Annotated in this window: 13 protein-coding genes; 11 read left to right on the top strand and 2 right to left on the bottom strand. The window is 59.3% G+C overall.

What is annotated here, in order from left to right; all coding sequences use genetic code 11:
* Positions 1-218: hypothetical protein (locus Q9R39_RS24085; RefSeq protein ID WP_311278411.1), on the top strand; the 218-nt coding region annotated here is incomplete at its 5' end.
* Between the two features lie 135 nt (positions 219-353).
* Here the strand turns inward: Q9R39_RS24085 and Q9R39_RS24080 are convergent.
* Positions 354-830: a PaaI family thioesterase gene (locus Q9R39_RS24080; RefSeq protein WP_004023289.1), complete on the bottom strand. Its 477-nt coding sequence runs from the start codon at positions 828-830 to the stop codon at positions 354-356.
* A 259-nt stretch (positions 831-1089) separates the two neighbouring features.
* Between Q9R39_RS24080 and Q9R39_RS24075 the strand changes: the two genes are divergently transcribed.
* Genes Q9R39_RS24075 through Q9R39_RS24030 form a run of 10 tightly spaced genes read left to right on the top strand, consistent with a single transcriptional unit; the run spans position 1090 to position 11199 of the window.
* Complete coding sequence (locus Q9R39_RS24075; protein WP_033206584.1) at positions 1090-1824, top strand: ABC transporter permease; 735 nt, start codon at positions 1090-1092, stop codon at positions 1822-1824.
* Positions 1825-1834: 10 nt separating this feature from the next.
* Positions 1835-2698 carry an ABC transporter permease gene (locus Q9R39_RS24070; protein ID WP_014928961.1) on the top strand — a complete coding sequence of 288 codons (864 nt, stop codon included), beginning with the start codon at positions 1835-1837 and terminating at the stop codon, positions 2696-2698.
* An 8-nt stretch (positions 2699-2706) separates the two neighbouring features.
* Entirely contained in the window at positions 2707-3744 is a 1038-nt protein-coding gene (locus tag Q9R39_RS24065; RefSeq protein ID WP_311278410.1) for an MlaD family protein, read from the top strand.
* Complete coding sequence (locus Q9R39_RS24060) at positions 3741-4754, top strand: MlaD family protein (RefSeq protein WP_004023293.1); 1014 nt, start codon at positions 3741-3743, stop codon at positions 4752-4754. The genes Q9R39_RS24065 and Q9R39_RS24060 overlap by 4 nt, the downstream gene beginning before the upstream one ends.
* Complete coding sequence (locus tag Q9R39_RS24055; protein ID WP_004023294.1) at positions 4751-5746, top strand: MlaD family protein; 996 nt, start codon at positions 4751-4753, stop codon at positions 5744-5746. Before Q9R39_RS24060 ends, Q9R39_RS24055 begins: the two co-directional genes overlap by 4 nt.
* Positions 5740-6801 carry an MlaD family protein gene (locus Q9R39_RS24050; protein ID WP_004023295.1) on the top strand — a complete coding sequence of 354 codons (1062 nt, stop codon included), beginning with the start codon at positions 5740-5742 and terminating at the stop codon, positions 6799-6801. Before Q9R39_RS24055 ends, Q9R39_RS24050 begins: the two co-directional genes overlap by 7 nt.
* Entirely contained in the window at positions 6798-7841 is a 1044-nt protein-coding gene (locus tag Q9R39_RS24045; RefSeq protein WP_004023296.1) for an MlaD family protein, read from the top strand. The genes Q9R39_RS24050 and Q9R39_RS24045 overlap by 4 nt, the downstream gene beginning before the upstream one ends.
* Complete coding sequence (locus tag Q9R39_RS24040) at positions 7838-8794, top strand: MlaD family protein (RefSeq protein WP_004023297.1); 957 nt, start codon at positions 7838-7840, stop codon at positions 8792-8794. The genes Q9R39_RS24045 and Q9R39_RS24040 overlap by 4 nt, the downstream gene beginning before the upstream one ends.
* Before the next feature lie 6 nt (positions 8795-8800).
* Positions 8801-9529 carry a hypothetical protein gene (locus Q9R39_RS24035; RefSeq protein ID WP_223258800.1) on the top strand — a complete coding sequence of 243 codons (729 nt, stop codon included), beginning with the start codon at positions 8801-8803 and terminating at the stop codon, positions 9527-9529.
* Positions 9530-9558: 29 nt separating this feature from the next.
* Complete coding sequence (locus Q9R39_RS24030) at positions 9559-11199, top strand: long-chain fatty acid--CoA ligase (protein WP_014928958.1); 1641 nt, start codon at positions 9559-9561, stop codon at positions 11197-11199.
* 119 nt (positions 11200-11318) lie between these two features.
* Here Q9R39_RS24030 and Q9R39_RS24025 read toward each other — a convergent pair.
* The coding region (locus Q9R39_RS24025; protein ID WP_311278409.1) for an IS3 family transposase at positions 11319-11603 on the bottom strand (285 nt) is incomplete at its 5' end.

Raw genomic sequence — 11603 nt, 5'->3', positions numbered from 1 at the left:
ACTGTAGCCAGGACGGAAGGAAGAGAGCTGCACATTCGAGGGAGCTCGCCGCCCTCCCCTCCAATCCTGTGAGAACAGTGCTGCCGGTGACCGTTATGGTTCAGCCGCTGTGTACGAGCCTGATGCTGCAGCGCCGCGACTGGTGGGCGGGCAATCCGCTCGGCCTGACCCTCGCGGTCAAGCCGGTCCTTGCGGTGTTGTTTTCCTGTCGCTACTGAACCGGCAGTGGAAGGCCGAGCGTTTGCAGTTCCAGCCCTGTTGACCGTCGCAGCCTGACCGCTGGCGGTGGATCGCCGAACGTGGTCGCGTACCTCGCAGAGTTGGCGGCGCGCAGAACGGAGACGCGTGCGGCGTCAGTCTGACCGCGTGAAGTTGGCGAAGAAGTCATCGATTGTTGATACGTCGGCATAACGTCGAAAGTGAGCAACGTCGACCTTGACGAAAACACCGCTAGAGGTGAAGTACGTTTGCTCATCGAACGATCCGGCGGCCGCGATGTGCAGTAGGCGATCCGACTCGTGGTCAATCCAGGCAGTGAGACGTATGGGAGTGTGCAGCGGGACCGGCCGGCGGTATTCGACGGTCAGGGTGCGGGTCACCGCGGGGGTCCGCGCGATCCACAGGGTGAAACCCATGATGTCGTCGCAGGCGGCCGAGATCGCGCCACCGTGCGCCAACCCGGGCGCGCCGAGGTGTTTCTCGTCGAAGGTGTGATCGGCGTACACCCGCTCGCCGCTCCGGTAGACCTCAAGTTGAAGTCCGTGGGGGTTGCTGCTTCCGCAGCCCATGCACTGGGACGAGTGTGCCGGCAGTCTTGCTTCGGGGGTCATCTCTGATCGTTGTCCTTAACTCAGCCCGCCACCTACGCAACAGGGTGCGGGGGGATCGATGAGGTGTGGGAACCGGTCCCGAACACGGTCTGTGCTCACCACTATAGGTAATACTGCCAGTACCTGATACTGTCCATTACGCACACGCGAATGGAGTGGCGCACACCACGCGCACTAGGGGGGGGAGATGGCCATCACCACCGGCACAGGCGTCAACCGTCTGCTAGACGGCGCTGCCACTTTTGGTAACACCGTCGGCTTGGCTGGTCAGGCCCTGCGGTGGGTAGCAGTAGACATTGCTACAGGACGATTTCCGTTTCGCGAAGCCGTATCGCAGACCTGGTTCGTCATCGTCGTGACAACTCTGCCGGCGATTCTCGTAGCTGTGCCATTCGGTGTCATCGTGTCAGTACAGGTGGGTAGCCTCACTCAGCAAGTTGGGGCCACGTCAATAGCTGGCGCCGCTGGTGGCCTCGGGATTATTCAACAGGGAGCGCCCATCGTTACCGCCCTCCTACTCGGGGGCGCGGCCGGATCAGCGATTGCCTCTGATTTGGGTGCTCGAACGATTCGCGAAGAAATTGCTGCCATGGAGACACTCGGACTCAATCCGATCAGGCGAGTCGTAGCGCCCCGGTTCGTATCTGTGTTGATCACCGCGCCGCTGCTCTGCATGCTAATCGTCTTCACCGGGCTGCTGGCGGGCTACGCCATCAGCGTCGACGTCCAAGGCATCACACCAGGCAGCTACGTCGCCTCGTTCGCTTCGTTCGCATCGATAACAGACATCGTTGTCGCTCTATGCAAATCGCTTGTGTTCGGACTTGTAGTGGTGACGATTGCTTGTCACCGCGGCCTGTCGACGAAAGGCGGCCCTAAAGGCGTCGCAACCTCAGTAAATGCCACCGTAGTACTGGGCGTCGTCGCATGCTTCGTGATCAATGTCTTTATCACGCAATTAACAACCATGTTCGTCCCCCAAACTATTGGATGAGAAACGCCTCGTGACCACCGTTCCCTCCCGGAGGTTCTCCGCCGCCACCCGCCCTGTCGAAGCCGTGATCGCGCCAGTTGTACACGTACCTGAACGCTTGGGGCACGTCGCGACCTTTGTGATCGCCGCGGTCCTCGGCATCCGCCATGTGATCACCACCTACCGACGCCAAACCCTGCTCTACATACAAGAATTCGCCTGGGGTAGAGGTGCAGTCTTGGTCGGTGGTGGAACGGCCATCGTCCTCGCCATCCTCGGCATCGCCGTCGGCGCCTCAATCGGTATCCAGGGTTACGCCTCTCTGGACCTCGTAGGGATGGGTTCACTGACGGGGTTCATCTCTTCCTATGCCAACACCCGAGAGCTTGCGCCAATGATCGCGGCGATCGGGTTCGCAGCACAAGCCGGCTGCCGGTTGACAGCTGAGATCGGCTCGATGCGCATTTCCGAGGAGATCGACGCTCTCGAGGCTATGGCGGTACGTCCTATTCCATTCGTCGTCAGCACTCGCGTAGTTGCGTCGATCACGACCGTGATTCCTTTGTACATCGTCGCGCTTATTCTCGGATTCGGGGCCGCCAAACTCGTCGTCACACAAGTTCACGGCCAATCCGGCGGCACTTACGATTTCTATTTCGACCAGTTCCTCAAACCTCAGGATCTTGCCTTCTCGCTTATCAAAGTTCTTGTATTTGTCATTTCTGTAGTGATTATCCATAGCTATCAGGGCTACTTCGCCACAGGCGGAGCTGAGGGGGTGGGTCGAGCGTCCGGTCGAGCGATCCGCACGAGCCTCATAGTCATCGTCGTGGAGGACATGATCTTGACCCTTCTGATGTGGGGATTCGATTCCGGCGTACGGATTTCAGGGTAGGGGGTTCAGTGGCTGTCTTTCATGATCCGTCCGGACGCGAGCCGTCGCACGCGAACCTGGCCCTTCGGGGGGTCGCCCTATTGATCCTCGGCGCGATAGCTGCCTACTTACTGATAAGTGACGCTAACGGCGACTTCAGCGATCACACGTCGTTGACCATCAACACCGACGCGATAGGCGACGGATTGAAGGGGGGATCGGATGTGAAGTACCTTGGGTTCACCGTGGGGGAGGTCTCGAGCATCGCGGTTCGAGACCGTGGCGCGGCGGTCAAAATCAACCTCACCGGTTCCGGTAACGACCTAGTTCTCCGGCAGGGCATGACGGTGAACTACACCTCGTCAAACGCATTGGGACCAACTGCACTGGAGATCGTAGATCCTGGACAAGGACCACCCATCGGTTCCGGCGGGAGTGTCTACGTGAGCAGGTTGCAATCTGAACAGACCTCGGTGTCAACGCTTGTTCGCAAGATCTCCACGCTGGTCGAGGCACTGGACCAGCCCTCATTTGAAGCGGTAGTGAGGTTCATCGTTGAGGACTCGCAGGCAATGGCTGATAGCGGAAGACTCGTTCTCCAGATTGCGCAACTCACGCGAGATGTCCAGAAACGGCCGGTCGGGGAGGACCTAGGAATTGCGGCTAACCTGTCCACCGGAGTCGCCGACTTCATGACGCCGTTTGTCCCTGGCGTCTTGAAGAACGTCGATATCGCTGACTTTTTCGCCACCCAACAAAACATCGACCGCACGAAGAGTAATCTCGGCGACACGGGAAAGGTTCTTTTCGGTGGGCTCGGCGGCCTGCTCGATAAGAATTACCCAGCCCTGAGTTCGCTGTTAGACGTCGGCCTTGACCTAGCGCGGCCCGTCGCCAGATCCGCCTCGGGGCTAGTTCGCACGGTGTACACGATCCCGCAGATCCTCGATGGCATCGACAAAGCCTTGCCGAAATTCAACGAACGGGTCCAGCTCCAGCTAGCACTGGTGGTCCAGACGTCGCCTGCCCTACAAGGCGCATTGAGAATGGGGGGTGCCACGCGATGACTCTGAGGTCGCTAACACCCACAATCATTAAAATCGTCGCTTTCATCGCTCTCATCGGAGTCCTTTCATATGTCATCATCGCGATTCTGCAGCCGACCAACGAAGGGTCACCCAGTTCGCAGCGTTCCGCGGTGTTTGCCGACGCTTCCGGACTCAAGCCCCGCGACGGGGTACGACTCGCTGGAGTGAAAGTGGGATATGTAACGGCTGTCGATCTCGAGGGCTCAACAGCGATCGTCCGTTTCCAACTGGATGACGGTGTCGCGATTACCCCCGCGACGACTGCCGCTGTGCGTTACCAAAATCTGCTGGGGCAGCGGTATGTGGAACTCATCAATGCCGGACAAGGCGCCGACCAGGACTCGATCACACAGGTGGCACTCGAGAAGACCGTCCCGTCCTTCGACGTATCGACACTATTCAACAGTTTCAAACCAGTATTCGATACATTGAATACTGCGGAAATCAACGAGCTTCAGTCGAACCTTCTACGGGTTGCCCAGGGAGACGGTCGAGGTATCGCACCAGTCATGAAGCAAGTCGCGAACATCACTGATTACGGGAACCAGCGTTCAGAGATCATCACCAATATTGTGACGAGCCTGGGGCAGGTGTCCGACCAGTTGATGGGGCGCTCCGCTGAACTGGTTGAGTTGATAGACAAATTGGGGTCAATCGTCGATGCGTTCAGCCGCGTGAGCGATCGACTGCGGGCCTCGCTGCGAGAGGTCAACCGTTCGATGGCAAAGACTGTACTCGCCGGTGAGCAGATCGAGTCGACCTACGACACCAGCTTCGCGGCTATCTTTCAGAGATTAGTGCGGGAGCCAGGGGATACAGAAGGCCTACTGAATGGTGCCGTTCTCCTGAAGCCGCTCCTGGACGCCCTGGCCGCAACATCCAACGCGACTCCCCCGCCCTCGGCGGCAGGGTGTGCCCGAGGGGTGCTCGACCTACCGAGAACAGTGCAGATCGCCCTGATGGGTCAACGACTGGTGGTGTGCCAGTGACCCGTTTCTTCGGCAAGCGTCCGCATCACCGCCCGCAGCGTCGGCGGGACCTCATCCTGGCGGGGGTCGTAACGATGGTCACGGTGGCCGGTCTCGTCGCCGCCGGAGCTGTGTATATCTCGCCGCCCGGACAAACTATCTACAGCGCGGAGTTAGTCAATACCGGCGGATTGGAAGCTGGCGACCAGGTACGTATCGCCGGGATCAGGAAAGGCAAGGTAGCGTCGGTCGACCTGACCGGAACGTTCATCACCGTGCGGTTCCGGCTGGATGACTCGATTGCCGTTCGGTCGGACGCGACGGCGAACGTCCGTCTCCTCACCCCTATCGGTGGACGTGTATTGGACCTCGACCCAGGTTCAGGCCCGTCGGCCATTGACGGCGCGATCCCACTGGTGCAGACAGGCAGCACCTATGATATTTCCAGCACCCTGGAGACATCTACACCGGTGTTCCGTGACGTGCGTGGTGTTGATCTACGGCGCACGGCGGCGTTGCTACAGGATGCCTTTTCCGACGGAAACACCAATATCCCTGATGCCCTGCAAAACGCGAGCAGCCTGATGGACTTGCTGGAGCGTCAGTACGCACAACTCGACAAGACGGTGGCTTTGTCCGACGAGTATGTCGCTGCCCTCGCAAACCGCAAGCAGGTACTCGTGGACTTCCTACGCCAGCTCAGCTTCCTTGCCCGCACCCTTGGACCAGACATCGCCAACGTCCAGAGCGGGTTCGATTATCTACGTCGTCTTTTTAAGTTGCTGACCCGGCCGCTTGTCGCGTACCGCGACGGTATAGAACCATCGGTACAGCAGTTTAAGATCCTTCTAAACAAGGTGTCGGCCCAGATGCCCGCCTACCAAGACGCGCTGGCCCAGGTCGATCAGATCACCAGAAGACTGAGCATTCTCCTCAATGCTCCGCAGGTCGGACCTGCGAGTCCTGAACCGACCGTCCGCGTCTGTATCCCGATTGGTGATAACAAATGTTGACGGAGCGGATGCGTCGGCATCTGATCCCGATCGCCACCATTGTCACACTGGCAGTAGTGATCGGCGGCGTCGGAATCGACTATGCGACAGCCGACGACGACACGCGATCACTATGTGCGGAGTTTTCTGACGCATCAGGTCTGTACGAAGGCAATTCCGTCGCGATGCTCGGCAAGAAGGTGGGCAGGGTCGTAGGCATTCACGAGGAGGGACAGAAAGGTGTGCGTGTCGATATGCGGATCGACAAGACCGTGCCGCTTCCCGCAGATGTGGGTGCGACCCTGGTGTCCACCTCGATTGTCACCGAAAGACAAATCGAGTTCACCCATCCCTATCGTGGCGGAGAATATTACAAGTCGGCTGAGTGTATCCCACTGGAAAAGACCAGGACTCCACTGGGGATTAGTCAAACGCTCGACGCGATCAGCACTCTTTCAGACGAACTCGTCAAGGACGACGGACGTAACACGGATGCGATTCTTCAGGCACTTACACTCGTCTCGAAAAACATGGAAGGGACCCAGGGTGATATATCCGGCATTCTCCAGGACTCGGCCACGCTAATCAACGATCCGACCCGGCGTGATAGCCAGATACGCAGGATTGTAGCCAATCTCGCCACCTTAACCGGTGTTGCCACCGAAAACAGTACTGAGGTGACCCAGCTATTCGACAACTTCGTAGGCGCAATTGAGGTGATTGTTGCTTTCGGTCAAACATTCGGCGCCGCAACAGAGTACGCAGGCACCTTCGTCCCTATCCTGTCGCGCCTATCGTCTGACTTCGGGCCACCTATTTTCTCACTTGGAGATGCTGCGGTTCCCCTCCTCTCGCAAGCGGGCAAGCAAGAAAACATACTTGCGTCCGTCGCCGCTCGAACAGCTGACCTCATCGTTGAGCATCCAGATGCGAAGTCGATCCTGCGGGCATTCGCAATATCTGTACCACTGCAGGCCCTCAAGAACGCGTGCGCTCCTCCTTCCGTCAAGGACGTTTGCGCGACGGGTAACGAAGCGGCGACGATCGCCAACTTGATCGGAGGGCAACCTCGATGATGATCTACGGCTACCTTCGTCGTGTCACGGCCGCGATCGTGACGCTGTTCGTAGCGACTATCGCCCTCGCCGCCTGCAGCATCAGTGCTGACAACCCGCCGACCATCGGTGGATCATCCGCCCGAGACGGCTACGACATCGAGATCGAGTTCACGAGTGCTCTGAACTTGCCTGCCCGTGCCAAAGTCCTCTCTCGAGGGATTGACGTCGGTGCCGTCACCAGCGTCGCTTACGACGGAGGCCACGCGCTGGTTGCTGCCCGAATTGATAAAGACGCCCAGCTGCCGGAAGATTCGCGCGCGGAACTCCGCCAAGACACTCTCCTGGGCGAGATTTATGTGGCCATCCTTCCCCCTGCACAGCAGTCCACCCAAGGCTTGCTGCGCGCGGGATCGGTAATACCTCTCTCACGCACCGAACCGGCTGCCAACGTCGAGGACGTGATGCGGGGTATGGCTAACGTATTGGGCGGGGGTGAACTCGATAAAATCCATACCGCGATATCGACGCTGAACTCGACTTTTCCGAGTGACCCCGCCCAGTTCGATGCGCTCTACCGCACGACCTTGCGCACCGTGTCTGAGGTGTCTGCCAACACCGACAAACTCGACGTAATCCTGCAGTCAGCCGATCGCACACTCAAAGTGATCCTGGCCGACCCGTCAGGTACAGACCGAATGTTGACCAAGGGGGGAGTGAACTTTTATGGTCTGGGCTACTCGCTAATTGACGTAGCGCTACTCATCGCTAATCTGCGCGACTTCGCGGTATCCGCAGGCCGTATCGTCGACCCTGAGTATTCCCGCATCAAGGAAACGGTGGGCGCGATCGCGCCAGTGGTCGCGTCCATCGCGTACTCGGACATCTACTCCAAGGATGTTTCCGACAAGGCGGCTCGTGTAATACGCGAAAGGCTCATCCCATTCGTCAGCTCGCCAGATATCAACGTCTCCGATGTGTCTATCGATGGCCGAGAACTGGCGCGGCGTGATGCCGAGTCGTTCATAACCGTCTTGCGAGCGATCGGAATGATGCCATGATCCGCAGCACCCTCGTATCGCTGGTTGCCCTTGTCCTCGTTCTCCTCGTCGGAGCGACATACTTGATCATCGACGTGGCACGGGTAAACCCGTTCCGCACCGACTACGCGATCTCGGCCATACTCGAGAGCTCGGGCGGCCTTCTAGACACATCACCGGTAATGTTAGAGGGGGTGCCGGTGGGAAAAGTGACATCTATTCGCGTCACAGGTAATCAGCTCGCCGTCGACATGTCCATCGACTCCGACTATAAGATTCCTCGCGGCAGTGTCATGACGATTCAGAACCTCTCGGTCGCGGGAGAACAATACATCAATTTCATCCCACCGGGCACAACCACCAGTGAGTACTTGCGTAGTGGGGACCTAGTGCCCGCCGGCGCCATCCGCGTGTCGCAATCCGTTCCCCAGGTGCTCCCGAAAATGTCGGCAGTGGCGGACGCGCTCGATCCAGCATCGATTCAGTCCATCAACGAAACGATCTCGGCGGCAGTCGACGGCCGGCAAAAGGACCTCGACACGATCGGAGACATGATGCACCGCCTCGTGGACTTCGTCGGTGACGACGGTGCCGTCCGTACCACTGCGGACAATGCCGAGTTCCTCCTGGGCCTTATGTCGAACGTGGGCGGTGTGCTCAGCACCGCGTCGGTCCGGACCCCGGATGCCGTCGACGGTTTGGCGAGGATCCAACGTGCGTTCATCGTTTTCACTTCTACGTCCTACGACAAATGGCCACCGATCCTGAAGCTAGTGGAAAAGCTCAGCGGCTACATCCAGATACTCCAGCCCGATATTGTCGCCATTACCCGCGCGGTGAAGCCGGCGACGGCGAAAGTCGCAGACACATACATCGACTTCGGATCGATCGGTGATCTTCTGGCTCGAACATTCCCAGCGTCACATCGGGGGCAGGCGCAGATTCCGATCGCCGTCACGCCATCACCTCGCTGACGCCCGATGGATACCTCCTACACCAGCATTCACAGAAGGCAGCAAATGACGGCACAAGACAACGGACCAGAATCCAAGGACAGCAGCGCTGAGGATAAGCTGACTGCGGCTTCCGACAAAGCAGATCGCAGCGACGCCACTGGTGCTACAGAATCTGCGACGTCCCAAGACGGTCCCGCCCCGGACGAGGCAAGCCCCCCGACGTCCGATGCCAGGCACCGATGGAGATCAGCACGCGTCCAGGCGGTGGCCGCCGGCGCTTTCGTGGTGGCACTCGCGGTGCTGGCCGGCCTCTTTGCTTACCTCTACATTGACATGAGGGAAGCAAAGACGTCCGCGGAGAACGCTGCCACACAACGAGCGCAGGCAGCGCAGGCAGCATCGGACTACACCACAAAGTCGCTCACCTACAGCTACCAAAACACCGGCGCATTCTTTACCGAAGTGAAAGAGAATGCCAGCGATGCGTTGGTCAAGCGATACGACGATGTCGAACCCACCCTGACCCAAATCATGGAACAGGCCAAGGTCCAAGCGTCGGGACGCGTACTGGCGACCAGTGTCACCGGCAGCGCCAGCGAGAACCGGGGGGAATACACGGTGCTGGTCTTCGCCACCCAGAAGACCCAGAATGTTCAGAACCCTCAGCCGAGCGAACTCCCCACACTGTTGAAAGTAGTCGTGCTGAAGACCGAGAACGGCTGGCAGATCCAGGATTACGGACCTGCCGAATGATCCAGCGTCCGCCGCGAAAGGAGAATTTGATGAAAAGCACCATGCAGGAGGTGCCGATGACAGTGTCATCGATACTGCGTCACGTCGCAACCAATCATACTGATAGGCAGGTGATTACTTATTCCGCGAGCGACTCTGCCCGGTACGCAACCTACGGCGATCTCGAAGAGCGATGCGCACGTCTGGCGAATGCTCTGCGCCGGGTCGGCGTGGTCGGCGACGACCGCGTGGCAACCATGCTGTGGAACAACCAGGAGCACCTCGAAGCGTACGCTGCGGTACCCGCGATGGGCGCGGTGCTGCATACGCTGAACATCCGGTTGTCACCGGCTCAGCTGCAGTTCATCGCGAACCACGCCGAAGACAAGGTCATCATTGTGGACGGGTCGCTGGTGCCGTTGTTGGCGGCGGTCTTACCGGGCTTGGCGACGGTTCGGGTTGTGTTCGTTACCGGCGACGGCGACACCTCCCCGCTCGACGGCCACGGCGTGACCGTGATGCGATACCATGACGCGCTCGCAGCAGAATCACCAATGTTCTCTTGGGTCGATCCCGACGAGCGGTCGGCTGCGGGTATGTGTTACACGAGCGGCACTACAGGCGATCCCAAGGGGGTCGTCTACAGTCATCGCTCGGTGTTTCTGCACTCCATTGCAGCGTGTACTGGTAACGCTCTGGCGATCGCAGAAGCCGATCGTGTACTTCCCGTCGTGCCGATGTTTCATGCCAGCGCCTGGGGTCTGCCCTACGCGTCGCTGATGGCCGGCGCGGACTTGCTCATGCCTGATCGATACCTTCAAGCGGCGCCGCTCGCCGACTTGATCCAACAGCATCGCCCCACGAAGGCAGGAGCAGTACCGACAATCTGGAACGATCTTCTTCAGTACGGTATCGCGAATCCGGGTGTCGACTTGTCATCAATCGACCTTGTCGCCTGTGGTGGAGCTCCTGTCCCGCAGTCGTTGATCGAAGGGTTTGCGGACCGCTTCGGCGTACAGATTATCCAGGCGTGGGGCATGACTGAGACGTCCCCGCTTGCAGCGGTAAGTCGGCCTCCCGCCGGGATCAGCCCCACAAAGGAAATGTCGTACCGCAAGCGACAGGGACGGGCAATTTGCGGGGTGGAGATGCGCCTCATCGACGAGGGCGGCCTGCCGGTTCCCCGTGACGACAAGTCCGTCGGCGAACTCGAAGTGCGGGGTCCGTGGGTCACAGGCAGCTACTACCGGCTCGAGGACGCCGAGAGGTTTCGGGATGGCTGGTTGCGGACCGGAGACGTGGGACACATCAGCCCGGACGGGTACCTGACGCTGACCGACAGGTCCAAGGACGTCATCAAGTCAGGGGGCGAATGGATCTCGTCAGTGGAGCTCGAGAACTGGATCATGTCGCACCCAGATGTCGCCGAGGCCGCGGTTGTCGCGATGCCCGACCCCCGGTGGCAGGAAACAGCTCTCGCCGTGGTGGTTCCGGTACCGGGTCGCAAGGTGTCGGCTGACACGCTTCACGAGTGGTGCCTAAGAAATTGCCCGGAGGAGATCCCACACTGGTGGATCCCGAAGAACTGGACGTTCGTGGAGCAGGTACCGCGTACGAGCGTGGGCAAGTTCGATAAGAAGGTGTTACGCGCGAAGCATGAGCAGGGCGAGCTGCCGGTTGTATCGAATTAGCGCCGCTATAGGGCGCAAGTGTGCCCACCGAACGTCGTCAGCGTTCGGTGGGCACACTTCTATAGAAGCAATGCATTTGCCGATGGGGACTGCTGCACGGATAGGTGACAGTTTGGGTGTCATGCCGCGGCAGCGGCGGTGTTGATCATTGCTTCGAACTCGACAGGCGTCAACCGACCGAGGCGGGCTTGCCGGCGCCGGCGGCGGTAGGTCCGTTCGATCCAGGTGACGATCGCGATCCGAAGCTGCTCGCGGGTGTCCCAGCGTTGGCGGTCGAGCACGTTGCGTTGCAGGAGTGCGAAGAAACTCTCCATCGCTGCGTTGTCCCCGCACGCTCCGACTTTGCCCATCGACCCCGTGAGTCCATGAGTGTTCAAGGCGTGTACGAATTTTCGCGATCGGAA

Origin of the sequence: Gordonia sp. AC31, assembly GCF_031844505.1 — a bacterium.
GTDB lineage: Bacteria > Actinomycetota > Actinomycetes > Mycobacteriales > Mycobacteriaceae > Gordonia > Gordonia hongkongensis.
Note: the sequence above shows the minus strand (reverse complement) of the source record. Positions and strands in the feature narration are given on the sequence as shown.

Bases quoted from the DNA above. Each gene is read 5' to 3' on its own strand.
- Q9R39_RS24045 (WP_004023296.1), top strand. From the start codon at position 6,798: ATGATGATCTACGGCTACCTTCGTCGTGTCACGGCCGCGATCGTGACG.
- Q9R39_RS24060 (WP_004023293.1), top strand. From the start codon at position 3,741: ATGACTCTGAGGTCGCTAACACCCACAATCATTAAAATCGTCGCTTTC.
- Q9R39_RS24035 (WP_223258800.1), top strand. From the start codon at position 8,801: ATGGATACCTCCTACACCAGCATTCACAGAAGGCAGCAAATGACGGCA.
- Q9R39_RS24050 (WP_004023295.1), top strand. From the start codon at position 5,740: ATGTTGACGGAGCGGATGCGTCGGCATCTGATCCCGATCGCCACCATT.
- Q9R39_RS24030 (WP_014928958.1), top strand. From the start codon at position 9,559: ATGAAAAGCACCATGCAGGAGGTGCCGATGACAGTGTCATCGATACTG.
- Q9R39_RS24040 (WP_004023297.1), top strand. From the start codon at position 7,838: ATGATCCGCAGCACCCTCGTATCGCTGGTTGCCCTTGTCCTCGTTCTC.
- Q9R39_RS24080 (WP_004023289.1), bottom strand. From the start codon at position 830: ATGACCCCCGAAGCAAGACTGCCGGCACACTCGTCCCAGTGCATGGGC.